Source organism: Caulobacter sp. GW821-FHT12F03, assembly GCF_058806855.1.
Genome location: NZ_JBXAQC010000001.1, coordinates 363576 through 387857, shown reverse-complemented (window position 1 = coordinate 387857; position 24282 = coordinate 363576). Strand labels below are relative to the sequence as shown.

General features: G+C 69.0%; 25 protein-coding genes. 4 read left to right on the top strand and 21 right to left on the bottom strand.

What is annotated here, in order from left to right; all coding sequences use genetic code 11:
• Position 1 precedes the first annotated feature (1 nt).
• Positions 2-961 (top strand): LysR family transcriptional regulator, encoded by a 960-nt coding sequence (locus AC1RN0_RS01820; RefSeq protein WP_492785718.1) that lies wholly within the window; start codon positions 2-4, stop codon positions 959-961.
• Between the two features lie 10 nt (positions 962-971).
• On the opposite strand, the gene AC1RN0_RS01815 is transcribed toward AC1RN0_RS01820, so the two are convergent.
• The 12 genes from AC1RN0_RS01815 to ccoN all read right to left on the bottom strand — a co-directional run bounded on the left by AC1RN0_RS01815 (position 972) and on the right by ccoN (position 14959).
• Complete coding sequence (locus AC1RN0_RS01815; RefSeq protein WP_492785717.1) at positions 972-2738, bottom strand: carboxylesterase/lipase family protein; 1767 nt, start codon at positions 2736-2738, stop codon at positions 972-974.
• A 94-nt stretch (positions 2739-2832) separates the two neighbouring features.
• Positions 2833-3837 carry a zinc-dependent alcohol dehydrogenase family protein gene (locus AC1RN0_RS01810; protein ID WP_492785716.1) on the bottom strand — a complete coding sequence of 335 codons (1005 nt, stop codon included), beginning with the start codon at positions 3835-3837 and terminating at the stop codon, positions 2833-2835.
• Positions 3838-3880: 43 nt separating this feature from the next.
• Complete coding sequence (locus tag AC1RN0_RS01805) at positions 3881-5620, bottom strand: N-acyl-D-amino-acid deacylase family protein (protein ID WP_492785715.1); 1740 nt, start codon at positions 5618-5620, stop codon at positions 3881-3883.
• Between the two features lie 133 nt (positions 5621-5753).
• On the bottom strand, positions 5754-7136 hold the full coding sequence (gene hemN / locus AC1RN0_RS01800) for an oxygen-independent coproporphyrinogen III oxidase (protein WP_492785714.1): 1383 nt from the start codon (positions 7134-7136) through the stop codon (positions 5754-5756).
• Positions 7137-7200: 64 nt separating this feature from the next.
• Complete coding sequence (gene ccoS / locus AC1RN0_RS01795; RefSeq protein WP_492785713.1) at positions 7201-7365, bottom strand: cbb3-type cytochrome oxidase assembly protein CcoS; 165 nt, start codon at positions 7363-7365, stop codon at positions 7201-7203.
• Positions 7362-9536 (bottom strand): heavy metal translocating P-type ATPase, encoded by a 2175-nt coding sequence (locus tag AC1RN0_RS01790; protein ID WP_492785712.1) that lies wholly within the window; start codon positions 9534-9536, stop codon positions 7362-7364. Before AC1RN0_RS01790 ends, ccoS begins: the two co-directional genes overlap by 4 nt.
• Positions 9533-10018: a FixH family protein gene (locus AC1RN0_RS01785; protein WP_492785711.1), complete on the bottom strand. Its 486-nt coding sequence runs from the start codon at positions 10016-10018 to the stop codon at positions 9533-9535. Before AC1RN0_RS01785 ends, AC1RN0_RS01790 begins: the two co-directional genes overlap by 4 nt.
• Entirely contained in the window at positions 10015-11520 is a 1506-nt protein-coding gene (gene ccoG / locus AC1RN0_RS01780; protein ID WP_492785710.1) for a cytochrome c oxidase accessory protein CcoG, read from the bottom strand. The genes AC1RN0_RS01785 and ccoG overlap by 4 nt, the downstream gene beginning before the upstream one ends.
• Before the next feature lie 7 nt (positions 11521-11527).
• On the bottom strand, positions 11528-12397 hold the full coding sequence (ccoP, locus tag AC1RN0_RS01775) for a cytochrome-c oxidase, cbb3-type subunit III (RefSeq protein ID WP_492785709.1): 870 nt from the start codon (positions 12395-12397) through the stop codon (positions 11528-11530).
• Complete coding sequence (locus AC1RN0_RS01770; protein ID WP_492785708.1) at positions 12394-12549, bottom strand: cbb3-type cytochrome c oxidase subunit 3; 156 nt, start codon at positions 12547-12549, stop codon at positions 12394-12396. Before AC1RN0_RS01770 ends, ccoP begins: the two co-directional genes overlap by 4 nt.
• A 12-nt stretch (positions 12550-12561) precedes the next feature.
• Positions 12562-13305 carry a cytochrome-c oxidase, cbb3-type subunit II gene (gene ccoO, locus AC1RN0_RS01765; protein WP_492785707.1) on the bottom strand — a complete coding sequence of 248 codons (744 nt, stop codon included), beginning with the start codon at positions 13303-13305 and terminating at the stop codon, positions 12562-12564.
• A 10-nt stretch (positions 13306-13315) separates the two neighbouring features.
• On the bottom strand, positions 13316-14959 hold the full coding sequence (ccoN, locus tag AC1RN0_RS01760; protein ID WP_492785706.1) for a cytochrome-c oxidase, cbb3-type subunit I: 1644 nt from the start codon (positions 14957-14959) through the stop codon (positions 13316-13318).
• A gap of 122 nt (positions 14960-15081) precedes the next feature.
• Between ccoN and AC1RN0_RS01755 the strand changes: the two genes are divergently transcribed.
• A complete protein-coding gene (locus AC1RN0_RS01755) occupies positions 15082-15342 on the top strand; it encodes a hypothetical protein (RefSeq protein ID WP_492785705.1) in 261 nt (86 codons plus the stop codon).
• Here the strand turns inward: AC1RN0_RS01755 and AC1RN0_RS01750 are convergent.
• The gene (locus AC1RN0_RS01750) at positions 15339-15788 is read right to left on the bottom strand and encodes a hypothetical protein (RefSeq protein WP_492785704.1); all 450 of its coding nucleotides are present in this window, start codon (positions 15786-15788) and stop codon (positions 15339-15341) included. The two genes, AC1RN0_RS01755 and AC1RN0_RS01750, sit on opposite strands and share 4 nt — an antisense overlap.
• Positions 15789-15869: 81 nt before the next feature.
• Between AC1RN0_RS01750 and AC1RN0_RS01745 the strand changes: the two genes are divergently transcribed.
• On the top strand, positions 15870-16616 hold the full coding sequence (locus tag AC1RN0_RS01745) for a cyclic nucleotide-binding domain-containing protein (protein ID WP_492785703.1): 747 nt from the start codon (positions 15870-15872) through the stop codon (positions 16614-16616).
• Here AC1RN0_RS01745 and AC1RN0_RS01740 read toward each other — a convergent pair.
• The 7 genes from AC1RN0_RS01740 to AC1RN0_RS01710 all read right to left on the bottom strand — a co-directional run bounded on the left by AC1RN0_RS01740 (position 16613) and on the right by AC1RN0_RS01710 (position 21836).
• Positions 16613-17260 (bottom strand): OmpW/AlkL family protein, encoded by a 648-nt coding sequence (locus tag AC1RN0_RS01740; protein ID WP_492785702.1) that lies wholly within the window; start codon positions 17258-17260, stop codon positions 16613-16615. The genes AC1RN0_RS01745 and AC1RN0_RS01740 overlap by 4 nt on opposite strands.
• Before the next feature lie 224 nt (positions 17261-17484).
• Entirely contained in the window at positions 17485-18594 is a 1110-nt protein-coding gene (locus AC1RN0_RS01735) for a ferritin-like domain-containing protein (RefSeq protein ID WP_492785701.1), read from the bottom strand.
• Between the two features lie 99 nt (positions 18595-18693).
• The gene (locus AC1RN0_RS01730; protein ID WP_492785700.1) at positions 18694-18819 is read right to left on the bottom strand and encodes a hypothetical protein; all 126 of its coding nucleotides are present in this window, start codon (positions 18817-18819) and stop codon (positions 18694-18696) included.
• Between the two features lie 55 nt (positions 18820-18874).
• On the bottom strand, positions 18875-19282 hold the full coding sequence (locus AC1RN0_RS01725; protein ID WP_492785699.1) for a response regulator: 408 nt from the start codon (positions 19280-19282) through the stop codon (positions 18875-18877).
• Positions 19283-19335: 53 nt separating this feature from the next.
• Positions 19336-19941: a response regulator FixJ gene (fixJ, locus tag AC1RN0_RS01720; protein WP_492785698.1), complete on the bottom strand. Its 606-nt coding sequence runs from the start codon at positions 19939-19941 to the stop codon at positions 19336-19338.
• A complete protein-coding gene (locus tag AC1RN0_RS01715; RefSeq protein WP_492785697.1) occupies positions 19934-21115 on the bottom strand; it encodes a sensor histidine kinase in 1182 nt (393 codons plus the stop codon). Before AC1RN0_RS01715 ends, fixJ begins: the two co-directional genes overlap by 8 nt.
• A 58-nt stretch (positions 21116-21173) precedes the next feature.
• Positions 21174-21836: a helix-turn-helix domain-containing protein gene (locus AC1RN0_RS01710; protein WP_492785696.1), complete on the bottom strand. Its 663-nt coding sequence runs from the start codon at positions 21834-21836 to the stop codon at positions 21174-21176.
• A 146-nt stretch (positions 21837-21982) separates the two neighbouring features.
• Between AC1RN0_RS01710 and AC1RN0_RS01705 the strand changes: the two genes are divergently transcribed.
• Positions 21983-22651, top strand: a complete 669-nt coding sequence (locus tag AC1RN0_RS01705) for a Crp/Fnr family transcriptional regulator (protein ID WP_492785695.1) — start codon at positions 21983-21985, stop codon at positions 22649-22651.
• 3 nt (positions 22652-22654) lie between these two features.
• Here AC1RN0_RS01705 and AC1RN0_RS01700 read toward each other — a convergent pair whose 3' ends face one another.
• Positions 22655-24268, bottom strand: a complete 1614-nt coding sequence (locus tag AC1RN0_RS01700) for a tetratricopeptide repeat-containing protein (protein ID WP_492785694.1) — start codon at positions 24266-24268, stop codon at positions 22655-22657.
• Positions 24269-24282: the final 14 nt, after the last annotated feature.

Here is a 24282-nt window from a genome sequence, read left to right as displayed (position 1 = left end):
CATGAATGACATTCATTTCAAATCCCTCGACCTGAACCTGCTGCGGGTGTTCGAAGCCCTGCTGGCGGAAGGAAACGCGACGCGCGCCGGACTGCGGCTCGGCCTGACCCAGTCCGCCGTGAGCCATTCCCTGTCGCGCCTGCGCCTGGCGCTGAACGACGAGCTGTTCGTGCGCGGCCCGTCCGGCCTGCAGGCGACGCCGCGCGCGATGGAGCTGGGCGGGGCCGTCCGCGAGGCGATGAAGCTGCTGGAAGCGGCCGTCTCTCCCCCGGTGTTCGACCCGGCGACCACCGACCGGCGGTTCGACATCGCGGCCGGGGCCTACACCGGCGCGGTGCTGATGCCGGCGCTCGTGGGACGGGTGCTGAAGACCGCGCCTGGCGTGCGCCTGCGCGTCCGCAACATCGAGGAACCGGTCACCGCCGCGCTCGATCGGGGTGACATCGACATGGTCATCGCCGGCTTCGAGCATGTGCCGGAAAGGTTCGCCTACCGGTCCCTGTTCAGCGAGCAGGGCGTGTGGGTCGTGCGGGCCGACCATCCCGCCGCCCGCCCCGGGATGACCGTCGAGGACATCGTCGGCCTGCCCCACCTGCTGGTGTCGGCCGGCCAGCCGGCCCGCGATCCGCGCCAGGACCAGCGCAACCTTCACCTGCTGCGCATATCAGCCTGGAGCGAGGACTACGCGCTGGGCTCAACCAGCATCAGCGATTTCGACGGCCCGGTGACCGTGCCCGATTCCTATTCGGCGCTGAGCATCGTGGTGCAGACGGACATGGCCGCGCTGCTGCCGCGCCGGTTCGCCCAGACGGCCGTCGAGAAGGGCCGCGTCGTGGTCGTCGAGCCGGCGACGCCGCCGCGCGCGTTCGAGATCGGCGCCGTGGTGCGCCAGGGCGAACAGGACACCGGCCCCGTCGCCTGGCTGCTGGGCCTCGTCGCGGAAACGGCCGCGACGATCTGAAGGCGGGCCGTCAGTGCGGCGGGCCGGCCTCCAGGCCGCGCGGGCAGCGGGCCGCCATCACCGGGCCCAGCTCGGGATTGTCGCGCGCCACGCGGGTCAGGATATCGCAGCGCTGGGCCTGGGTTTTCACCCGTTTGTCGGCCAGCAGGTCGGCGACGATCCGCTGGCTGGTCTCGCGGTCGCTGCTCATGCGCCAGCCGCCCCCGGCCGGGCTGTCGAAGATCATCATCCGCTCGGCCGCCGGGGCGTTCGACCAGGGCTTCCATTCCGGCAGCTTGCCGTCGACGCCGCGTCCCGGCGCGCCGGTGGCGGCGAAGTTGACCCAGTAGCTCATCATCGCGTTGGACAGGGCGATGCGGCCCGGTTCGTTGTGCTTCGTGAAGGCGAACCGGTCGAAGGCGCCCAGCAGCTTGAAGTGGCCGAAGACGAACGGGATCTCCAGGCTGTGGCCGGAGCCGAGCAGCTTGCCGAGATTGCTGATCAGCACCCGCCCCTCCTCGTCCCAGTCGAAGCGGTAGGCCCAGACCGTCGGCAGGCCGCCGGCGGTCATACGCGAGGCCGGCGTATCCACCGCGTTCAGCTTCCACATCCGGCTCGGATAACGGGAGAAGGCGTCGTAGAGGCCCTGCTTCCGGGCCACCGGCAACTTGCCGAACCAGTATTTCACCAGCGAGGGATTGAGCGCGTTGAACAGCTTCATCTCGTCCTGGTTCGTGCCGGTGATCACCGGTACGGCGTTGTACGCCGCCGGATCCCCCAGCACGGAGTCGACGCCGCCGGCCGGCAGGACCACGCCGTCGGCGATGATGCGGATCGGATCGCGCTGTTCGTCCGGCGTCTTGTAGGCCTGGTAGATCGCCTTGACCGGCGCCGCGCGCAGCGCCGCGCCGGTGATCGGATTGCCCTCGCCGACGATCTTCGGCGCCAGGGTGACGCCGGACTCGGCGCGGGGAAACTGTTCCAGCCCTTCGGCTTCCTGGATCGGCGTCGAGCGGAACGAGCCCGACTGGATGATCGCGCGGTGGAACAGGCCCTTCGCGCGGGGGCTGGTCAGCAGGGCGGCGACGTTCTGGCCGCCGGCGCTCTCGCCGAAGATGGTCACCCGGCCGGCGTCGCCACCGAAGGCGCCGATGTCCTGACGGATCCATTCGAGCGCGCGGATCTGGTCGAGCGTGCCGAAGTTCGGCGAGGCGTCATCCGGCAGCCCCCCCCCCTGGCGCAGGGCGTCCATCGCCATCCAGCCGAGCGCGCCGAGGCGATACTGGATAACGACCACCACGACCTTGTAGCGGGCGGCCAGGGCCGAGCCGTCGTACTGCTCGGCCCGGCCCCAGGTGTTGGAGCCGCCGTGGATCCACATCATCACCGGCAGCTTCGCCCGGGCCGCCGCGTCGGCGGCCATCGGCGGGGCGTAGACGTCGAGGTAGAGGCAGTCCTCCTGGCCGACGATGTCGCCGAAGCGTTCCTTCTTCACGCCGTCGAGGGCGCTGAGCTGCTGCGGGCACCATGGGGCGGGCTTCACCGACACGCGCTGGCCGGTCCAGGCGGCGGGCGGACGGGGGGCGCGCCAGCGCAGGTCGCCGACCGGCGGGGCCGCGAACGGGATGGCGCGCCAGACATGGGCGCCGGTGGGGGCGTCGACGTAGCCGACCACGCCGCCCTCGCCGATGACGCGGGCCGTCGCCGGATCGGCGGCCGGCGGCGCGGACGGCTTGCCGGTCGCGCTGGAACAGGCGGCCAGGGCCAGGACGGCCAGAAGTGCGACGATACGGTTCATGCTACCCCCCGAGGTCTCGCCGCATCAGATAGAGCGACTTCGCCGGACAGCCAACCGCCCCGTTCGGGACGTCGGCGTCCGGCGCGTCGGCGCGTCAGAACTCGAGGCAGATCTTGCCGAAGTGCTTCTGCGACATCTGGTGGGCGAAGGCCGCCGAGATCTGGTCCAGCGGGAAGGTCGAGTCGATCACCGGCACGATGCCGTTGGCCTCGATGGCCGCGATCATCTCTTCCTGGTCCTGGCGCGAGCCGACCGTGATGCCCTGGATGCAGACGTTCTTGGACATGGCCATGGCGGTGGGGATATCGCCCGAGACGCCGGTCAGCACGCCGATCAGCGAGATGTGGCCGCCGATGCGGCAGGCCTGGATCGACTGGCCCATGGTGCCGGGGCCGCCGATTTCGACGACGGCGTCGACGCCGCGGCCGCCGGTCAGCGCCATGGCCGCCGGGCCCCAGTTGGGCTCTTCCTTGTAGTTGATCAGATGATCGGCCCCGAGGGCCTTCAGCTTCGCCAGCTTCTCCGGCGAGGACGAGGTCGCGATGACGGTCGCGCCGGCCGCCTTGGCCAGCTGCAGGGCGAAGATCGACACGCCGCCGGTGCCCTGGGTCAGGACGATGTCGCCGGGCTTGATGCCCGCCTCGACCACCAGCGCGCGCCAGGCGGTCAGGGCCGCGCAGGGCAGCGTCGCCGCCTGGGCCGGCGTCCAGCCCTTCGGGATGCGGGTGAAGGCCGTCTCCGGCATGGCCACATACTCGGCCGCGAACCCCTCGGCGCTGTCGCCCGGCACGCCGAGCAGGCGCGGCAGGGTCGGGCCGCCGCCGGACCAGTTGGGGAAGAAGGTCGACAGCACCTGGTCGCCCACCTTGAACAGCGACGCGCCGGCGCCGAGTTCGACGACTTCGCCCGCGCCGTCGGACATGGGGATGCGGCCGTCCGGCACGCGGATCATGCCCGCGACGACGGCGAAGTCATGGAAGTTCAGCGAGCTGGCGCGGACGCGGACGAGGATCTGGCCCGGTCCCGGCGTCGGCCGGTCGCGCTCCTCGATGACGATGTTCTGCAGCCCGCCCGGGGCTTTGACGGCGGCGACCTTCATGGGGTGTCTTCCGGTATGTTCGGTTGAGGGATGGGGATCGTGACTATTCGGCGGCCATGGCCATGGCCGGCTCCTGCCGGCCGCGGATGAGCTTGCCGGGCATAGCGCCGGTGGCCTCGCCGTTCTCGTAGGTGACCACGCCGCTGACGATGGTGGCGACATAGCCCTGGGCGCGCTGGATCATCCGGCGGCCGTCGGCGGGCAGGTCGAAGACCATCTCCGGCGCCTGGATCGCCAGCCGCTCGAAGTCGATGACGTTGAGGTCGGCCTTCATGCCGACGGCCAGCACGCCGCGGTCGTTGAGTCCGTACAGCCGGGCGGTGTCGCGCGTCTGCATCGACACCACCTTCTCCAGCGGCAGGGTCGGGCCGCGTTTGCGGTCGCGCACCCAGTGGGTCAGCATGTAGGTCGGGAAGCTGGCGTCGCAGATCACGCCGCAGTGGGCGCCGCCGTCCGACAGGCTGAGCACGGTGTTGGGATCGTGCATCATCGCTTCGATGTGGTCGAAGTTGAATTCCGTGTAGTTCAACAGCGGCAGGTAGATGTAGCCGCGCCCGTCGTTCTCCATGAGCATGTCGTAGACGACGGCGTCGGGCGCCTGGCCGCTGGCTTCCGCGAGCGCCTTGATCGAGTCCTCGGCGCGGGGTTCGTAGTCGAGGCTGCCGTCCGGCTGCTGCAGCCGGAACATGCGGTCGAAGCCCTGGGTCATGATGGCGCCGAGCGGGCCCATCTTCTTGCTCGGATCGGCCAGGATGGCGGCGCGGACGGCCGGGTCCTTCAGCTTCGCGAGGCGTTCCTCGAACGGCAGGGCGGCGATGTCGCGATAGGTCTGGCGGCCGACGAAGGGGTGGATGGTGCTCTGCCAGCCGAGCACCAGGCCCGTGGGGCGGCAGGCGATCTGCGCGGCGATGCTGGCGCCCTGCGCCCGCGCCTGACGGGTCAGTTCGAGCAGCCGGATCCAGTTGCCAGGCTGCAGCGGCGACTGCAGCAGGCTGTAGGTCACCGTCACGCCGGTATCCATCGACATCGCCCGCATCCAGTCGAACTCGCGTTCGGCCGGGGCCATGTCCGACGACATCTCGAACACGCCGGGCGCGACCGCGGCCATGGCCTTGCCGATGGCCAGCAGCTCGTCCGCCGCCGCCGTCGTGCCGGGCATCACCGTGCCGTCCTTCGTCGTGTGGACCACGGTGCGCGAGGTCGAGAAGCCCAGGGCCCCGGCCGCCATGCCCTCGGCGACGATGGCCGACATCGCCGCGATGTCCTCCGGCGTCGCGTCTTCGTTGCGCGCGCCGCGTTCGCCCATGACGTAGGCGCGCACCGCGCTGTGCGGCACCTGGGTGGCGACGTCGAGCACGCGCGCCTGCCCGTCGAGGCTGTCGAGATATTCGGGGAAGGTCTCCCAGGTCCAGGTGATGCCCTCGGCCAGGGCCGAGCCGGGGATGTCCTCAACCCCCTCCATCAGCTCGATCAGCCACTCATGGCGGTCGCGCTTCACCGGGGCGAAGCCGACGCCGCAGTTGCCCATCACCGCCGTGGTCACGCCGTGCCAGCTGGAGGGCGAGAGATAGGGGTCCCAGGTCACCTGGCCGTCGTAGTGGGTATGGATGTCGACCCAGCCGGGGGTGACGATCCTGCCCGCGGCGTCGATCTCGCGGCGGCCCTTGCCGGGCACGACGCCGACGGCGGTGATCAGGCCGTTGTCGATGGCGATATCTGCGACAAAGGCCGGCGTCTCGGCGCCATCGATGACCCGCCCGTTGCGGATGACCAGATCGTGCATGTCCATCTCCCGTCGGAGGCGTCCCTGGCTGAGTGGCCGGGCGCCCCTTGTTGGACGGGATCATGGACGTGTCTTACGTGCGCGGAAAGTATGACCCGACGTCAGGCCGGGCCGGGCCGCCCAAAGCGGGGCGTCAGAGGACCCGGGAGAAGCGCGACTGCGCGCCGCTGCGCAGGTCGAAGACCCGGGCGACCGAGCGCAGCCAGGGCTGGCCGACCGGCGTCAGGGCGACCGTGTCGCCCGAGACCTCGACCAGACCGTCGGCCTGCATTCCGGCCAGCGCCTCGCGCTCGGGAGCCAGTTCGGCGGCCGACCGGCCGTGGTCGGCGCAGATCGCGTCCAGATCCACCGCCCGGCGGCACATCAGGGTCTCGATGATCGCGCCGCGGAAGCGATCCTCCTCGGTCAGGGTCACGCCCCGCGCGACCGGCAGGCGGCCCTCCTGGACGCGGCGACGCCAGCCCAGTTCGGTCGGGTCGTTCTGGTAGTAGCCCTGCGGCAGGCTGCTGATGGAGGAAGCGCCGACGCCGATCAGCGTCATGTGCGGGTCGGCGGTGTAGCCCTGGAAGTTCCGGCGCAGGCGCTTTTCCTTCATCGCCACGGCCAGGGGATCATCCGGCAGGGCGAAGTGGTCGAGGCCGATGCGGACATAGCCCTCCCCTTCCAGCAGCGCGGCCGCAGCCTCGCTCTGGTCGAGTCGCTCGGCGGCGCCGGGCAGGTCGCCCTGGTCGATGAGCTTCTGGTGCGACTTGACCCAGGGCACATGGGCGTAGCCGAACAGCGCGAGGCGCTCGGGCCGCAGGGTAAGCACGGTATCGAGGGTTCGCAGCACATCCTCGGTGCGCTGACGCGGCAGGCCGTACATCAGGTCGAGATTGATCGAGGCGATGCCCGAATCGCGCAGCCAGGTGACGGCCTGTTCGACGACCTCGAACGATTCGATGCGGTTGACCGCCTGCTGCACGTGCGGCGACAGGTCCTGGACGCCGATGCTGGCGCGCGTCAGGCCGTGGAAGGCGGCGGCCTTCACCCAGGACTCGGTGAGCACGGATGGGTCCAGCTCGGCGGCGATCTCCGCCCCGGGCGAGACGTTGAAGACGTGGCGCAGGGCGCGGAACAGGCTGCCGAGATCCTCGCGCGACAGCATGTTGGGCGTGCCGCCGCCGAGGTGGATCGCGCCGACATGGGGGCGACCCGGCAGGGCCTTCTCCAGCAGGGCCAGTTCCTCGCCGACGAAGGCGATGTAGTCGCTGATCAGGTTGCGGTTGCGCACCGCCCGCGTGTTGCAGCCGCAGTACCAGCACAGCCGCTTGCAGAAGGGGATGTGGACATAGACCGACAGACGCTCCTCGAGCGACACCTGGCCCAGCCAGCCGGCGACGGCGTCTTCATCGACCGCGTTCGAGAACTCGACGGCGGTCGGATAGCTCGTGTAGCGCGGCACGTTGCCGTCGTAGCGCTCCAGCAGGTGTTGGCGCTGGTCGGCGAAGGCGCTGATCGGGTCGGCCAGGGTCATTGCGGCATCCGGTTGGGGAACGACGCCAATGTGCAGGGCGATGGAACTTTCACCCTGATCTGTATCAAACCCCGGAGTCGGGTCCGTCGGCGAGGTGATCGTCGAGGATGCGGGCGGCGTCGCCCTTGGGGTCCTCGTACTGGCCGGAGCGGATGGTCCACCAGAAGGCGGCCAGACCCGCGAGGGCCAGCAGCAGCGAGAACGGGGCCAGCAGCAGGACGATGGTCATCGGCGTCCGCCCGTCAGGTTCATCCTCAGCGCGTTGAGCGTCACGACCAGCGACGAGCCGGACATGGCCACGGCCGCCACCAGCGGGTTGACGAAGCCGAACATCGCCGCGGGCGCGGCCACCACGTTGTAGAGGGCGGAGAAGGCGAAGTTCTCCATCGCCCGGCGGCGGGCGGCGCGGGCCACCCGGACGCTGAACGGCACGGCGTCGAGCAACTTGCCGGAAAACACCAGGTCGGCCGCGTTCTGGCTGGCGTCGACCGCCGACCCGGGGGCCATCGAGGCGTGAGCGCGGGCGATGGCCGCCGCGTCATTGAGGCCGTCGCCGACCATCAGGACCTTGCGGCCCTCCTGCTTCAGGCGGTCGAGCACGGCGACCTTGTCGAACGGGGTCAGGCCCGCGCTCCAGCGATCGATGCCGGCCTCGTTGGCGGCGCGCAGCACCGGGCCCGCGACGTCGCCGGACAGCACCTCGACCGTCAGCCCCATGGCCTTGAGCTGGGCCACCGTGTCGGCGGCGTCGGACCGCAGGCGGTCCTCGAAGGTGAAACGGACGCGGGTGTCGCCGTCGAAGCCGAACCACAGCTCTGTCTCGTCGGCGTGCAGCGATTCGACGCCGAGGAAGGCGGCGCGGCCGAGACGGGCGCGGCGGCCGTCGATGACGCCCTCGACGCCCATGCCGGCGACTTCGTTGACCTCGGTCGCGGCGTCCCCGCAACCGGCGGCCTCCGCCAGCGCGCGGGCCAGCGGGTGGCGCGAGGCGCGGGCCAGCGGCGCGGCCATGGCCAGCAGCTGCGGCGGGGCGTCGAGCAGCATCGGGCGGCCCTCAGTCAGCACGCCGGTCTTGTCGAACACCACGTGGTCGATCTCGGCCAGGCGCTCCAGCGCCGCGCCGGTCTTGACCAGCACGCCCTTGCGGAAGAGGCGACCCGAGGCGACGATCTGCACCGCCGGCACGGCCAGGCCGAGCGCGCAGGGGCAGGTGACGATCAGCACGGCCGCCGCGCGCAGCAGCGCCTCGCGCGGGCCGAGGCCGAGGGCCCAGCCGCCGGCGAAGGTCAGGGCGGCCAGGGTGTGGACCACCGGCACGTAGAGAGCGGCGGCCTTGTCGGCGAGCTGAACGTAGTTGGAGCGGCTCTGGGCGCCGGCCTCCATCAGCCGCGCGATCGCGGCGATCGCCGAATCCTCGGAGCGGGCCAGAACCCGCAGCACCAGACGGCCCGAAAGGTTCAGGGCGCCGGCGTTGACCACCGCGCCGGGGCCGACGACCAGGCTGGCCGTCTCGCCGGTGATCAGGGCGTTGTCGAGATCCGAGCCGCCGGCCTCGATGATGGCGTTGACCGGGATGCGGTCGCCCGGAACCACGACCAGCGAATCGCCGACCTCGACCTCGCCGACCGGGATGGTCCGCTCGACGCCCAGGTCATCGATGCGGGTGGCGACCGGCGCCTGCAGCGCCAGCAGGTCGCGGGCCGCGCTGCGCGCCCTCGCCCGCAGCTTGTGATCGAGGTAGCGGCCGATGAGCAGCAGGAACAGCAGGGTGACGGCGGCGTCGAAATAGGCGTGCGGGCCGTTCTGGATCGTCTCGGAGAAGCTGACGATGAGGGTCAGGATCACGCCGATCGAGATCGGCACGTCCATGTTGGCCTTGCCCTTGCGCAGCGAGGCCCAGGCGGACCGGAAGAAGGGCTGGCCGGCGAACAGCGCGCAGGGCGTCGCGACCATGGCCGCGAACCAGTACATCAGCTGGCGGGTGGAGGGATCGAGCTCCTGGCCGAAAAAACCGGCCCAGACGGGCACGGTGAACATCATCGCGTTGCCGGCGCCGAACCCGGCGACGCCGAGCGCGAGGGCCAGCATGCGGCCCTCCTTGTCGTGCGCGGCCTCGGCCTTGCCCGGATCGAAGGGGGTGGCCGGATAGCCTTCCTTCTCCAGCGCGTCGATGATCAGGCCCGGATCACCCGTGCGGCCGAGGAAGCTGACGGCCAGCTTGCCGGTGGTCAGGTTGAAGCGGGCGGCCGAGACGCCGGGCGCGGCGGCCGCGACCCGTTCGATCTTGGCCATGCAGGCGGCGCAGCGCGCCCCGGTGACCAGCAGTTCGACCCGCCCGTGCTCCGTGTCGTCGGTGGTGACGAAGGCGGACAGGTCACGCGGGGCCAGGGCGATGGTCACGGCCGCACCATCCGGCGGTCGGCCTCGAACACCGCGCCGTTCGGATCCCTGGCAATGACATGCAGGTCCCAGGCGCCGTCGAGCGCGGAGGTGTCGGCGCGATAGCCGCCCTTGCCGTCCGGCGTGAAGGTCAGCGCGCGCTGGCCCTTCACCGTCGCCGGCCGCACCAGAACGCCGGTGACCGTCAGGCCCTCGATGCTCTTGCCGGCCTTGTCGGCCACCCGCACCACGACCAGATCGCGCTCTTCCTCGATGGTCGCCTTCCAGCCCAGCGCCGCCTCGCGGCGGCGTTGCGCCAGGGTGTTGTTGTACATGATGCCGGCTTCGTACGGATCGTGGATCGCCTCACCGGAGAAGGTCTTGTAGGCGGCCATGGCGAAGCCGACGTCGACGGCGATGATGATGCCGAAAAAGGCGATGAACCCGAGCAGGACATGCCAGCCCTTGATGGTGAACCCGGGGGTCGCTGTGAGATCGGTCATCGTGCGTTCGCCTCTCCTGAGAGGAACACCGTACGGGTTTCGGCGGCGGTCGACTTTGATCTAATCGAAAACGTGACCGGCAGACTGGGCGCCGTGAGAGCCGCTTCCGGCGCGTTGACGAACACCCGCATGGCGCGGACCTCGTCGGGCTGGACCAGCACGGTCAGGGTGTTGGCCGAGACCGTCTCACCCGGCGTCTTGAGGGTCACCGGCGCGATGCCCCTGAAGGTCACCTGGTAGGTTTCCGGCTGGAAGCCGCGGTTGGTGATCTTCAGCGTGTAGGCGTTGCGGATCGACCCGTCGTGCAGCCGGATGAAGGTCGGGTTGCGGTCGCGCAGCACATGCAGGTCGACCGGCTGGCGCTGCAGGAAGCCCCACAGCATGACCGAGCTGACCACGGTCAGCGCCGCGGCGTAGTAGATCGTGCGGGCGCGGATCGGCTTGTAGACGACCGCCTTCTGCTCGACGCGGCTGAGCACGGCGTGATCGGTGTCGTAGGCGATCAGCCCCTTGGGGCGGCCCATCTTGACCATGATCTCGTCGCAGGCGTCGACGCACAGGCCGCAGTTGATGCACTCCAGCTGGGCGCCGTCGCGGATGTCGATGCCCATCGGGCAGACCACCACGCACTGGTTGCAGTCGACGCAGTCGCCGCGACCTTCCCAGGTTTCGTTCTTCTTGTGCGGGCCGCGCGGTTCGCCGCGATCCTTGAGGTAGGTGACCTGCAGCGAGTGCTCGTCGAGCATGGCGCCCTGGATGCGCGGCCAGGGGCACATGTAGGTGCAGACCTGCTCGCGCATCGTGCCGGCGAAGATGTAGGTGGTCGCGGTCAGCAGGCCGCAGGAGATGTAGGCCGTCAGCGGCGCCTGGCCGACCCAGAAGGTGCGGATCAGGGTCGGCGCGTCATGGAAGTAGAAGATCCAGGCGCCGCCGGTGGCGAAGGCGATGCCCAGCCAGACGATGTGCTTGCCGGTCTTGCGCCAGAGCTTGTTGAACGACATCGGCGAGGCGTCGAGCTTCATCCGCGCGTTGCGGTCGCCCTCGAACAGCCGCTCGACGGCGATGAACAGGTCGGTCCAGACGGTCTGCGGGCAGCTGTAGCCGCACCAAAGGCGGCCGAACAACGCCGTCACCAGGAACAGCGCCAGGGCCCCCATCACCAGCAGACCGGTGATGAAATAGACCTCCTGCGGCCACAGCTGGATGAAGAAGAAGTAGAACCGGCGGCCGGTGAAATCGACCAGCACGGCCTGATCGGGCAGCGCGCCCGGGCGGGCCCAGCGGATCCAGGGCACGACGTAGTAGACCGCCAGGGTGGCGATCAGCATCGCCCACTTGATGGTCCGCCACTTGCCGTGGACCAGCTTGGGATAGATGGGCGCGCGCTTCTGGTAGAGACCGCCGCCCCGACCCGCCTTGCGACGGGCCAGAGCGGCGGCACTGACCGGACCCGGGCTTTTGGCCGCGCTGGGGGGCGTGGTCCGGTCAATTACAACGGTCATGACTGCACTACTGACCTGAGTTGGCGTGGATGTAGACGGCGATGGCCTTGATGGTCTCGGGGCTGAAGCGGTGTCCCCACGCCGGCATCACGCCGCCGCGGCCGTTCTGGATCTGCCCGTTGATCGAGGCGCGATCCGACCCGTAGAGCCAGTCACCGTCGGTGAGATCGGGGGCGCCCATGGCCTGGGTCCCCTTGCCGGCCGGACCGTGACAGCTGACGCAGTTCTCGGCGAAGACCGGAGCCGCGCGCGCCACGGCGGCGGCGTTGGCCGGCCGACCCGACAGCGAGACCACGTATTCGGTCAGGTCCGCGATCTGCGGGGCCTGCAGGAGACCGTCCTTGCCGAAGGCGGGCATCTGCGAGACGCGCGCCTGGTCATCGCCGGAGCGGATGCCGTAGGTCACGGTCTGCTGGATGTCCTCGGCGGTGCCGCCCCACAGCCAGACGTCGTCGCGCAGGTTGGGATAGCCCTTGCCGCCGCCGCCGCCGGCGCCGTGGCAGGTGGCGCAGTTGTCGCCGAAGATCGAACCGCCGACCTGCAGCGCGTAGGCCTGCAGCTGCGGGTCGCTTTCGATCTGGGCCAGGGAGGCCGTCTTCAGCTTCGCGGCGCCGGCGCCGCGAACGACCGCCAGATCCTTGAGCGCCTTGTCGACTTCGACACGGTCGGACCGGCCGAGGACGCCGTGGGTGTAGTTGGTCAGACCCGGCCAGGCCGGCATCAGCACCCAGTAGCCGATCGAGAAGGCGATACTGGCGTAGAACACCCAGAGCCACCAGCGGGGCAGAGGATTGTCGAGCTCACGGATGCCGTCCCACTCGTGACCGGTGGTGTCGACTCCGCTGTGGGCGTCTTTTTCGGGGACGTGGTCCGTCATTGGTCATCCTCCTCAAGAGGCAGGTTTGCGGCGCGGACAAAGGCATCCCGGTTTGTGGGCCAGAAGGCGTAGGCGCAGCCGGCCAGGAAGATCAGCCCGAAGTAGATGAGCCCTCCCTGTTGGGCGAAGCGGGCGGCGATTTCGTAGGTCATCGTGCGCGCTCCCTAGCGTTGGTTGGCAGGCGCATCGGCCTGGTAGGTGCTGAAGTCGACGAGCGTGCCGAGCATCTGCAGGTAGGCGATCAGGGCGTCGAGCTCGGTGAGGCGCTCGGGATCCCCGTCGAAGTCGCGGCTGACGGCCTTGGCGCCGTAGCGCTTGCGGAAGTCAGGACCGTCCGACGAGAAGGGATCGGCCTGGGCCTGGAGATCGGTCATCGTGTGATCGATCTGGTCCTGGGTGTAGGGCACGCCCACCGCCGTCATCGCCTTGACCCGGGCCTGAAGGTCCCGCGTCTGCAGGTCCTTCGTCGCCAGGAAGGCGTAGGGCGGCATCACCGATTCCGGCACGACCGACCGCGGATTGATCAGATGGTCGCGGTGCCAGCTGTCGGAGTACTTCCCGCCCACGCGGGCCAGATCAGGCCCCGTGCGCTTGGAGCCCCACTGGAAGGGGTGGTCGTACATGCTCTCGGCGGCGAGGCTGTAGTGGCCGTAGCGTTCAACCTCGTCCCGCAACGGGCGGATCATCTGCGAGTGACAGACGTAGCAGCCCTCGCGGATGTAGATGTCCCGGCCGGCCAGTTCGAGCGGGGTGTAGGGACGCATCCCGTCCACCTTCTCGATCGTGTTCTTGATCCAGAACAGCGGGGCGATTTCCACCAGGCCGCCGATCGAGACGACGATGACGATGCCGATGATCAGGAGCAGGGAGTGCCGCTCCAGCTTTCCGTGATGTTTCCACAAGCTCATGGCGCGATCCTCAAGCGGCTGCCGGGAGCGGCGCGGAAAGCGCGTCGCTGGTTTCGACGGACGGCAGCCGGACCGTGCGCCACAGATTGTAGATCATGATCAGCGTGCCCGAGAGGAACATCAGGCCGCCAAGGGTCCGGATGATGTTCTCGACATGCTTGGCCGAGACCGTCTCGATGAAGCTCCAGGCGAGGAACCCTTGCGGCGTGTATTCGCGCCACATCAGGCCTTCCATGATCCCGGACACCCACATCGCGCAGATGTAGAGAACGATGCCGGTGGTCGCGATCCAGAAGTGCCACTCGACGAGGGCGTTGGAGTACAGCCGGTCCTTCTTCCAGAGCCAGGGCACCAGGCAGTAGATGGCGCCGAAGCTGATGAAGCCGACCCAGCCGAGCGCGCCGGAGTGCACGTGGCCGATGGTCCAGTCGGTGTAGTGGCTGAGCGCGTTGACCGCCCGGATCGACATGACCGGACCTTCGAAGGTCGACATGCCGTAGAAGGCGATGGCCACGACCATCATACGCACGACCGGGTCGGTGCGCAGCTTGTCCCAGGCCCCCGAGAGGGTCATCAGGCCGTTGATCATGCCGCCCCAGCTGGGCATCCACAGCATGATCGAGAAGGTCATGCCGAGGGTCTGCGCCCACTGCGGCAGCGCCGTGTAGTGGAGGTGGTGCGGGCCGGCCCAGATGTAGATGAAGATCAGGGCCCAGAAGTGCACGATCGACAGGCGATAGCTGTAGACCGGGCGCCCGATCCGCTTGGGCACGAAGTAGTACATGATGGCCAGGAAGCCGGCGGTCAGGAAGAAGCCCACCGCGTTGTGGCCGTACCACCATTGCGTCAGGGCGCTCTGGACGCCGCCGAACAGCGGCACGCTGCTGTGGTTGAGGAGACCGACCGGCAGGGCCAGGTTGTTGACGATGTGCAGGACGGCGACCGTCACGATCATGGCCAGGTAGAACCAGTTGGCCACGTAGATGTGCGGTTCCTTGCGCTTCCAGATCGTGCCCAGGAAGGTGAACAGGTAGCCGACCCAGACGATGGTCAGCCACAGGTCAACGACCCACTCGGGCTCGGCGTATTCCTTGCTCTGCGTGATGCCGGCGAGATAGCCGACGGCCGCGGCGACGATGAACAGCTGATAGCCCCAGAACACGAACCACGGCAGGACGCCGCCGAAGAGGCGCGCCCGGCAGGTCCGCTGGACCACGTAGAAGGAGGTGCAGATCAGCGCGTTACCGCCGAAGGCGAACACCACGGCCGAGGTGTGCAGCGGACGCAGGCGGCCGAAGTTCAGCCAGCCGAAGTCCGAAAAGTAGAAGACGTTGGGCCAGGTCAGCTGCGAGGCGATGACCACCCCGACCAGCATGCCGACAGCGCCCCAGAACATGGTGGCGATGACGCCGGCCTTGACCACGCCGTCCATGTATTTCGTCGAGTCGTTGTTCAGAAGCCCGCCGCTCATGGCCGCGTTCAGCGCGAAGCCGCCGACGACGGCGGCGGCCACGAAGATGAACGCCTGGAGGCGGAACAACGGATCGTCCGTCATCGCCGCGCCTACGGCGAACAGGAGTCCGACGAGTATTGTGGAGATCAATAGGATCGGTGCGTCGAGCGATCCGCCGCCCGGTTTCGATACCTGTGTCATGTTTATGCCCCAAGCTGTCTTGGGGTTCAGCTAGGGCCGCCGGGGAGTCGTCGCGTTGATCTGCATCAAGGCCTCTCGCGCCCGCACGGGGAAAAGAATGCAGCGCAACATAGGAGTCGAACATGCAAGTCCGGGCGCTGACGAAGCTGGCCAACACGGCGCAGCTTGAGCTCATTACGCTGCACAGCGCCCTGGGCGCGGCGGCCCTGTGGATCGGCGTGATCGTGCGGGAATGGCCGCAGCTGACGGCCTATGGCCGGATCTGTGGAGAAACGGTCGCGCTGTTCGGTCACTGCCCGCTCTGCTTCCCGGCGGCGGCCCTGACGATCGTCGCGTTCGCGGGGGCCGCGGCCCTGCTCGGACGCGACGCCGGGCGCGCCTAGACCGTGGCGCTGACCAGGGTGGATTTCGCGCAGCCCGGCTTGCGGCCCAGCGCCGTGAGCAGCGCGCGGTCGCCCGTCTCGATCTGCACGGTCATCCCGCGACAGCCGAGCGTGCGGGCCACGTCGCGCAGGCCTTCGGCCAGCCCCTCGATCACCGGGCGGCCGTCGAGCAGCGAGAAGGACGCCACCCGCTCGACCCAGAGACTGCGGCCGGCCTGCAGATTGCTGCGCACAGTGAATGGCGCGAGCCCGCTCAGCCGGCCCGCGCCGTCGCGCGCCACCAGGGCGCCGGTCGCGCCGGCCGGATGCGCCGTCCAGCGCCGCGCGGTCGCCCGCCAGCGGCCGGGCGTCAGTCCGGGGAAAGCCAGCCTGGCCAGTCCAAACGCCTCGTCGATCTCATCCGCCGAGAGGCGCGTGACCACAATACTGTTCAGTCGCGATTTCATGCCGTTGATGAGGCTCGCAGTCTCGCCCGTCCGCATCGTTGATCTGCGTCAAGCCTGTAGAACTCTGGGGGATACCGCATCATGAGCAGCTCGACGGACGCCATCGTCTGCGCCAACGACAGCCGGCCGGACCCGTGCAGCGTCTGCGCCGCGCGTCATCTGAGCGTGTGCAACGTGCTGGCGGAGGACGGCCTGCGCCGCCTCAACGCCATCTCCGATCACCAGGAGTTCGACACCGGCGAGATCCTCGTCCGCGAGGGTGACCCGGCGACCAACCTGTTCAACATCACCTCCGGATCGGTGCGGGTCTACAAGCTGCTGCCCGACGGTCGACGGCAGATCGTCGGCTTCCTGTTCCCGGGCGACTTCCTGGGGCTGGCCACGGGCGACCGCTACGCCTTCTCGGCGGAAGCGCTGTCCGGCGGCTCGGCGTGCCGGTTCCAGAAGAAGACCTATCGCAAGATGCTGGCGGAGCAGCCCGATCTGGAAGCGGCGTTGCTCGACCGCGCCTCGCATGAGCTGCAGGCCGCGCATAACCAGATGCTTCTGCTGGGTCGAAAGACGGCCGTCGAACGGCTGGCGTCCTTCCTGGCCGACCTCGCCGCGCGGGACCGGCGGTCCGGCGGCGCCGGACGGATCATTCATCTGCCCATGACGCGGGCGGAAATCGCCGACTATCTGGGCCTGACAACGGAAACAGTCAGCCGGGTGACGTCGCGCCTGAAAACCCGCGGCGTCATCCGGCTGTTGTCGCTTCACAGTCTCAGCATCGAGAAACCGGCCGAACTCTCCGAGCTGGCCGGCCTCGAGGCGGGAGACGGCGCCTAGAACTTGCGTCCCACGCCGACCGACACGACCAGCGGGTCGATGGTCACGTCCGACTTCAGGGCGCCATGGTTGATGTTGGCGTTGGTGTCGAAGAACACCTTCTTCACGTCCACGTTCAGCGACCAGGGGCCGGTCAGGGCGATGTCCGCGCCGGCCTGCAGCGAGTAGCCGAAACCGTTGTCCACATCGACCGTGAAGCCGTTACGGTCCTTGCCCTTGTAGAAGATCATGTAGTTGACGCCGGCGCCGACGTACGGGCTGAAGCGCGCCGCGGGCAGCGGGTGATACTGGACCGACAGGACCGGCGGCAGGACCCAGGTGTCATGCACCGCGGTGTCGGTCGGCGCGGTCGTGGCCGAGATGGTGTGCTTGGACGTGCCGAGGATCAGCTCGACGGCGACCTTGTCGGTCACGAAGTAGGAAATGCCGAGCGACGGGATGGTGTCGCTGTCGATCTTGACGTCCAGGCCGGTGTCGACGTTGGCGGCGGTGAAGATCGCGCCGGACTCGTCAGGGGCCACCGAGGTGGCGCGCACATCGACCAGCCAGGTGCCGGCAGTCTTGGGCTGGAAGTCGGCGGCCGAAGCTCCGCCCGCGGCCGCCAGGGCAGCGGCGACCACCGCAGTGGCGATCATGGTTTTCATCTTGGTATCCCCTTGATTTTGGGCCGGGGCGTCTGTTGCTCCGGACAACTCATCAATAATCGATCCGGGGACGTGGGCCCTGACGTGGATCAATTCAGGCAGGATCAAGTCTATTGACCTGGATCAATTCATGATCGTCGGGCGGGCTGCGGACAAAAGGAGGCCCCCGCGCCGGAGGAGCCGGGGGCCTGAGGTGGACGAAAGCAAGAGGGGTGGTCGAAAGCCTATTCGGCCGCCATCTGGCGAGGCGTGACCGGCAGGGGCTTTTCGAGGGTCGCCCAGTCGATCAGACCGTCATGGACCTCGTCCTCGAAGCGCAGCACGCCGAGCGCCTCGAACTTGGGCCGGACGGTTTCGGTGAGCAGGCCGATCCGCTTCAGGTTCGGGATCATGCGGGCGAACAGGAAGTCGCGGAACGCGTCGCCGGCCTGGGCCTTGTGGTTGATCTCGCGGGCTTCCTCGAGCGTGAAGCCGTATTCCTGCGGCACGTCGAGACTGAACAGCCGCTCGCGCATGATCACGCAGGCCTCGTAGGCGAACTGGGCCCGCTCCTCGATCTCATGCTCGGGCAGCGCCCGGATCCAGTCCTCGAGATAGTTGACGCCGAAGGCCACGTGCCGGCCCTCGTCGCGCTGGACCAGCTCGAGGATCTGCTTGAGCAGCGGATCGCGGGTGCTCTGGGTCATGGCCTGGAACGCAGCCAGGGCCAGGCCCTCGATCAGCACCTGCATGCCGATGAACTTCAGGTCCCAGCGCTCGTCGGTGAGGACCTTGTCGAGCAGCGCCTTCAGGTTCGGGTTGATCGGGTAGACGATCTTGCAGCGCTCGGTCAGGTACTTGTGGAACACCTCGACGTGGCGGGCCTCGTCGAAGGTCTGCGACGAGGCGTAGAGCTTGGCGTCATAGGTCGGGGCGCAGCTGACCAGCTGGCTGGCGACCAGCATGGCCCCCTGCTCGCCGTGGAGGAACTGCGAGAGCGTCTGGGCATGGCTGCGCCAGGCGAAGTCGAGCTTCTGCTGCGAAGTCAGGGCTTCATACTTGGGATGGCCCGCGAAGGCGTTGCCCGCCGGATCATTGGGCGTTTCGCCATGGGGGAACGGCACGTCCCAGTCGACATCCATCTGGGCGTCCCAGTTGAACCGCTTGCCCAGTTCGTAGAGCTTGCGAATCCGCGCGTTGGCGTCCTGGTAGTCCCAGTTGTAGGACCCGGTCAGCGGCGTGCGGAAGATCTCGCGGATGACATCCACGTCCTCCGACGTCAGCTTGTGGGTCAGTTCGTCGTCGAACTCGCGAACTTCCTGCGGCGGGCCTTCCACCAGCGTGACTTTCAGCATTTCCATCTCCCGGTTCTGTGCCCCGTTTCAAAGATGACGGGGGCGTCATTTTTAGATCGTGAAAAACGCCGGCGCGGTAATCCGGCCGGCGTCGAGGGCTTACTTGCTCAGATTGACCCAGGTGGACACGGCCCCGAGGGTGACCGCGAAGGCCGAGAACCCGATGACGACCATCGCCAGATAAGCCTGGTGTGCGGACGGCAGGGCGGACAGGGTCTCAAGCATTCCGGGGTCTCCTTTCGGGTTGAGAGCCCAATAGGCCTCGCCCCCGGGAGGCCCTTCATTGACCTGGATCATTCCTTGGAGTCAGGGCGGCGTGGATCGCGCGGATCAGGGTGTCCCCCAGCAGGGGCTTTTCAACCAGGGTCGCGCCGGCCGCCCGCACGCTCTCGCGGACCGCGGGGCTGGCGTGGCTGGTGATGAGGATGGCCGGCTGCCGGCCGCCGGCCGCCCTCAGCCGGTCAAGCAGCTCCAGGCCGTTGGCGGCGGGCAGGCGGTAGTCGAGCACCAGGCAGGCGTTGTGCTGCGGGATATCCGCCAGGTTCACGGTTTCAGAGGATCGGTGCGCGATCACGCGCAGCCCGTCCAGCTCAAGCGAGAATTTCAGCGCCGCGAGGAGGTCCGCGTCATCGTCAACGATGACGGCGGTTGCCTGGCCACGGGCCGAATTTCCGCTGTCGGGACGCATGGACGACAGTCTGGCGTCGCGCGCCGCCGCCGACCTTGATCTGAATCAAGGGGTCAGTAGCCGGCGACGAGCGCCATGCGCACCAGTTCCGACAGGCTGCCCGCGCCCATCTTGGTCATCAGGTTGGCGCGATAGACCTCGACCGTGCGCGGGCTGATGCCCAGGTCGTGGGCGATGATCTTGTTCGGCTTGCCGGCGACCACGCCGCCGAGGACATCCCGCTCACGCGGCGAGAGTTCGTCGAGTCGCGCCTTGATCGCTTCCCGTTCGGGATTGGAGCCGGACTGGTCGGCGCGGTCGCGGAAGGCGATCCGGATCGCATCGAGCAGCGTTTCATCGTCGAACGGCTTTTCGATGAAGTCGATGACGCCCGCCTTCATGGCTTCGACGGCCAGCGGCACGTCGCCATGACCGGTGATCACCACCACCGGATAGGCATGGCCGTCCCCGCGCAGGACCTTGATCAGTTCCAGACCCGTCATGTCGGGCATGCGGATGTCGGTGACGATGCAGCCGAGATTCGGATTGGGGATGGTCTTGAGGAACTCCGCCGCCGAGGCGCTGGCGGCGACCGTGAACCCCGCTGTGTCGAGCAGGAACACCAGCGAATCCCGCATCGCCGCGTCGTCGTCGATGATGTGAACCAGCGTGTCAGTCATGGTCACCCAGATCTCCGGGCTTCACCGCCCGCAGTGTGAACCGGAAGGTGGCGCCGCCCTTATCATTGGATTCGACCCAGATGCGGCCGCCGTGCGCCTCGACGATGGTCCGCGAAATCGACAGTCCGACGCCCATGCCCTGGGATTTGGTGGTGAAGAAGGGCTGGAACAGACGTTCGGCGATATCGGGACTGATCCCCGGCCCCGTGTCGGCGATGGCGATCTCGACCATCTCGCCGCGCGCGGGCGTGGCGGACACCGTCAGTTCCCGGCGGTCCGAGCCCTGCATGGCCTCGATGGCGTTGCGCATGAGGTTCACCAGCACCTGCTGGATCTGGACCTTGTCGGCCAGCACCAGATCGACGCGCCGGTCCATGCGGTACTGCACGCGGACGCCCCGCTCGGCCGCGCCGATCAGGGCCAGAACGCCCGCTTCCTCGATCGCCTTCGGCAGGCTTTCGATCCGGGGCTCGGATTCGCCGCGGGCGACGAAGTCCCGCAGGCGGCGGATGATCTGGCCGGCCCGCACGGTCTGATCGGCCGCCTTCTCCATGGCGTCACGCAGCCGCGGCAGGTCGGGCGCGTCGGATTCCAGCAGCCGCCGGGAGCCCTTCAGATAGTTGGCCGCCGCCGACAGGGGCTGGTTCAGTTCGTGAGCCAGGGCCGAGGCCATCTCGCCCATGGCCGTCAGCCGGGAGACATGGACCAGTTCGGTCTGCAGGTCCTGCAGCCGGCGCTCGGTCTCCTGGCGTTCGGTCAGGTCGCGGACAAAGCCGGTGAAGTGGCGACGATCGGCGGAGACCATCTCGCCGACGGACAGCTCCATCGGGAAGGTCGACCCGTCGCGGCGCTCGCCGACGACCACCCGGCCGATGCCGATGATTCGGCGCTCGCCCGTTGCGAGGTAGCGTTCGAGATAGCCGTCATGGGCGTCATGGTAGGGCTGCGGCATCAGCATGCTGACGTTGCGGCCGATCACCTCGTCAGCCGTCCAGCCGAACAGGCGTTCCGCCGTCGCGCTGAAGGACTGGATGATTCCATGGACGTCGATCACCACCATGGCGTCAGGCACGGTGTCGAGAATCGAGCGCAGGTGCGCCTCGCGCTCCCGCAACGCCTGGAGGGCCTCTTCCGGGCCTACGGAGTCATCATAGGATTTGCGGATGTCTGTCATGATCGCCCTGACCAACTATACCCATCCGGGCATAGCGGTCGAGGCGTGTCGATCCGTCTCAGGCGGCGAGGCGCTCCAGGGCCTGGAGATTGCGGACCTTGAAGTGGCGCAGGGCGTCGAATTCGACCACCGACGTCGACTGAAGCTGGCTGAGCATGCGCGACACCGTCTCAATGGTCAGACCCAGATAATCGGCCATGTCCTGGCGCGTCATCGGCAGGTCGCCCAGACCGCCGGTCCGGTCGATCACGCCCCACAGGAAGCTGGCGACCCGCTCCGCCGCGGTCTTGCGCCCCAGCATCAGCACATGGTCCTGCGTCCGGTCGAGCTCACGGACCGTGGCTTCCCAGATCATCCGGTCGATCGCCTCGCCGGCGTTCGATTCGCGCAGGGTCGAGCGCTTCACCGAAAGCACCACGCTGTCGCACAGCGCTTCGGCCGAGAACCGGTGGTCAGGCCCGGTCTCGAGACCGAACACGTCGCCGGGGAAGTAGAACTCGCCGACCTGGCGGCGGCCGTCGGCCATCAGACGGGTCGTGCGGATCGCGCCGCTGACCACGCGATAGATGCGCGCCACCGGTTCGGACTGGCCGTAGATCTCGGCATCCTTGGCGTAGCTGTCGCGCACGCCGAAGCGCGCCAGGGCATCGAGCGCGAGGTCGGGCCCGGCGTCGTCGGAGACGGGCGCGTTCGACCGCAGCGTGTTCATGGAAGAGAGCATGATCAATACCCCAAGATTGATGAGGCGAGGCTAGGCCGATGGCCACGGGCCCGAAATTCGGGTCGTATGCTTAAGGGAGACTACGTAGGCGCTGGGCGAACCGTGTTACACGACGGTTCCGGCGCGGCGGGCGGGAGGCGCATCCCTTGGATCTGGACGACGAGCTGCGGGCCTTTATCCAGCAGGTCTTCGCCTGCCCGCGGGAGGTCGCCGAGGCCATCGGCGGCCGGGCCGCGGCGCTCAGCTATGACCTCAGGGCGACGATCCTGCTGCAGGGCGACCAGGTCGACGAGACCTTCCTGCTGATCGCCGGACGGGCGCACGCTCTGGCCTATGGTCTCGAGGGGCAACTGGTTCTTCTGCAGGAGCATCTGCCGGGAGATCTGTTCGGAGCCGTCGACGGCGCGCCCGGCGGAGCCCAGGCCGCGGACGTGGTCGCCATGGCGCCGAGCCGCGCCGCCGTGTTCGCCGCCGCCGACTTCCTGGCGCTCATCGAGCGCCATGCCTGCGTCGGACTGGCCGTCTCGAAGCTGCTGCTGCGGCAGCTGCGGACCACCATGGGCCGGATGGCCGAGCGCGTGACGCTGTCGGCCCGGGGACGGGTCCATGCCGAGCTGTTGCGCCTGGCCCGGCAGAACGACGGGCGCACCATCCGTCCGGCCCCGGTCCTCTCGGTGCTGGCGCTGCAGGTCTATTCGACGCGGGAAACCGTCTCGCGGACGATCAACGCCCTGGAACGCCGCGGCCTGATCCGGCGCGGCGACGACACGCTGGTGGTGCTGTCGCCCGCGCGGCTGGAAGCCCTGGTCGTCTGACGGTCAGCCGGTCGGCGCGGCCTTCAGCGAGTACAGGCGGTCCGGCCGCTCGATATCGTCGCCGGCCAGATCGCCGACGTATTCGAGCCGGACCGAAAGACCGTCGGGGGCGGCGAGCAGCGCCATGGCGAAGGGCTCGGCCAGATGGATCGCGCCCGGCGGAACGGACCGCAGGATCTCCAGCGACATCGCCGCCGTGGGCCCGACGAGGCGCACCCGCCCTTCCCCGTCCAGCGGCGCCTGGCCATAGGCGCCGGCGATCCGCACGGCGGCCTCGTCCCGCAGCGCCGCGCCGAAGGCCAGGGCGGCGGCCGCCGCCTCGCGCGGCGTGGCGAACGCCAGCTGCACCGATCCTCCGCGCCAGGAGGGCGGCGCAAGCATCGTCGGCAGGCCGGCGACCAGCGCCTCCAGCCCTGGCAGCACCCGGGCGGCGAACAGGTCGGCGGCCGCGAGACCGCCGTCCACGGGCTCGGCCGCCTCGACCAGCAGCACCGCCGCCAGGGCCCGGGCCGGAACGTCGGCGACGGCCGGCGGAACGCCGACGCGGCGCGCCCGCAGGCGGTGCTGGCGGCCGCCCGCCCGGCGCCAGGCCTCGCCCATCCAGGCGCTGCCGCCGGGCTCGCCGGCGACGGGGTCGGCCGCGTCGAGCACCAGCAGCTGCACGGCTTCCGTGGCCAGGGTCCGCGCCTGCATCACCGCCGCGCCCATCGCCGCCTCGGCCGCCAGCTGCAGCCCCGGCGGCGTGGGCCGGTCATCGGCGTGGCCCGGCCAGACAAGGCTATCCGCCCGCGCCAGCGCGGCGTCGAACCGCTCGCCCCAGTCCCCGCCCCGCCCCGCGACGGATGCGGCGCGGAAGACCGCGGGCGCCGCCGGCAGCGTCAGGTGCAACTCGGCGCCCCGCGCCAGCAGGGCCTCGGCGATGATGATGTCGGCCCCGGCCGCCAGCGCGCCGTAGCCGAAGCCGACCCCTTCCGCCTCGAGCACGTCGCGGACCGCCGCGGCCGTCTCCAGGTCATCGGGGCCGACGGCGATGTGGCCGCCGAAATGCAGGCAGCGGGGCGGCCTGAGCCGGTCCAGCCACGCCGCGTCAGCCCCCTGCGCGGCGAGGATCCGCGCCAGCTGCTGAAGGGTCGAGGCATGGTCCTCCCAGGCCCTGGGGGCCCGCGCCATGGCCTCGTCGAGCGCCGCCCGCGCCGCCGCCGTCTCGCCCAGCAGCACCAGCGCCTCGGCGCGTGTCGCGGCCTGGTAGTAGGGGGTGTCCGGCTCCGGCTCGCCGGCCTCAAGCCGGGCCAGGACGTCGCGCGCCCGGCGACGCGCCTGTTCCGGATCGTCGGCCAGCAGCGCCAGGGTCGCGGCGTTGATCAGGGGATAGGTCGCGCCGCTGATCGCCCCCGCCCGGCCATAGGCGTCGGCGGCCTGGCGATACAGCGCCCGGCCGGCGACGCCGCCCGTCGAGAGCGCCTGGTCCTTGAGCAGCCGTCCCTTCAGGCTGAGAACGGCCGGATCGTCCGCGACGTCCTCCAGCCCCGCCTCGCGAAACAGCCGCCAGGCATGATCCAGCGCCCCGGAGCGGGCGTGGGCGATGATCGTGAGAAGGGTGGGCGAAGGAATCGACACTGGAACCGGCACGA

Excerpts from the sequence above, each read along its gene's own strand:
- AC1RN0_RS01820 (WP_492785718.1), top strand. The coding sequence starts at position 2 with ATGAATGACATTCATTTCAAATCCCTCGACCTGAACCTGCTGCGGGTG.
- AC1RN0_RS01815 (WP_492785717.1), bottom strand. The coding sequence starts at position 2,738 with ATGAACCGTATCGTCGCACTTCTGGCCGTCCTGGCCCTGGCCGCCTGT.
- AC1RN0_RS01810 (WP_492785716.1), bottom strand. The coding sequence starts at position 3,837 with ATGAAGGTCGCCGCCGTCAAAGCCCCGGGCGGGCTGCAGAACATCGTC.
- AC1RN0_RS01805 (WP_492785715.1), bottom strand. The coding sequence starts at position 5,620 with ATGCACGATCTGGTCATCCGCAACGGGCGGGTCATCGATGGCGCCGAG.
- hemN (WP_492785714.1), bottom strand. The coding sequence starts at position 7,136 with ATGACCCTGGCCGACCCGATCAGCGCCTTCGCCGACCAGCGCCAACAC.
- ccoS (WP_492785713.1), bottom strand. The coding sequence starts at position 7,365 with ATGACCATCGTCCTGCTGCTGGCCCCGTTCTCGCTGCTGCTGGCCCTC.
- AC1RN0_RS01785 (WP_492785711.1), bottom strand. The coding sequence starts at position 10,018 with ATGACCGATCTCACAGCGACCCCCGGGTTCACCATCAAGGGCTGGCAT.
- ccoG (WP_492785710.1), bottom strand. The coding sequence starts at position 11,520 with ATGACCGTTGTAATTGACCGGACCACGCCCCCCAGCGCGGCCAAAAGC.
- ccoP (WP_492785709.1), bottom strand. The coding sequence starts at position 12,397 with ATGACGGACCACGTCCCCGAAAAAGACGCCCACAGCGGAGTCGACACC.
- AC1RN0_RS01770 (WP_492785708.1), bottom strand. The coding sequence starts at position 12,549 with ATGACCTACGAAATCGCCGCCCGCTTCGCCCAACAGGGAGGGCTCATC.
- ccoO (WP_492785707.1), bottom strand. The coding sequence starts at position 13,305 with ATGAGCTTGTGGAAACATCACGGAAAGCTGGAGCGGCACTCCCTGCTC.
- ccoN (WP_492785706.1), bottom strand. The coding sequence starts at position 14,959 with ATGACACAGGTATCGAAACCGGGCGGCGGATCGCTCGACGCACCGATC.
- AC1RN0_RS01755 (WP_492785705.1), top strand. The coding sequence starts at position 15,082 with ATGCAAGTCCGGGCGCTGACGAAGCTGGCCAACACGGCGCAGCTTGAG.
- AC1RN0_RS01750 (WP_492785704.1), bottom strand. The coding sequence starts at position 15,788 with ATGAAATCGCGACTGAACAGTATTGTGGTCACGCGCCTCTCGGCGGAT.
- AC1RN0_RS01745 (WP_492785703.1), top strand. The coding sequence starts at position 15,870 with ATGAGCAGCTCGACGGACGCCATCGTCTGCGCCAACGACAGCCGGCCG.
- AC1RN0_RS01740 (WP_492785702.1), bottom strand. The coding sequence starts at position 17,260 with ATGAAAACCATGATCGCCACTGCGGTGGTCGCCGCTGCCCTGGCGGCC.
- AC1RN0_RS01735 (WP_492785701.1), bottom strand. The coding sequence starts at position 18,594 with ATGCTGAAAGTCACGCTGGTGGAAGGCCCGCCGCAGGAAGTTCGCGAG.
- AC1RN0_RS01730 (WP_492785700.1), bottom strand. The coding sequence starts at position 18,819 with ATGCTTGAGACCCTGTCCGCCCTGCCGTCCGCACACCAGGCTTATCTG.
- AC1RN0_RS01725 (WP_492785699.1), bottom strand. The coding sequence starts at position 19,282 with ATGCGTCCCGACAGCGGAAATTCGGCCCGTGGCCAGGCAACCGCCGTC.
- fixJ (WP_492785698.1), bottom strand. The coding sequence starts at position 19,941 with ATGACTGACACGCTGGTTCACATCATCGACGACGACGCGGCGATGCGG.
- AC1RN0_RS01715 (WP_492785697.1), bottom strand. The coding sequence starts at position 21,115 with ATGACAGACATCCGCAAATCCTATGATGACTCCGTAGGCCCGGAAGAG.
- AC1RN0_RS01710 (WP_492785696.1), bottom strand. The coding sequence starts at position 21,836 with ATGCTCTCTTCCATGAACACGCTGCGGTCGAACGCGCCCGTCTCCGAC.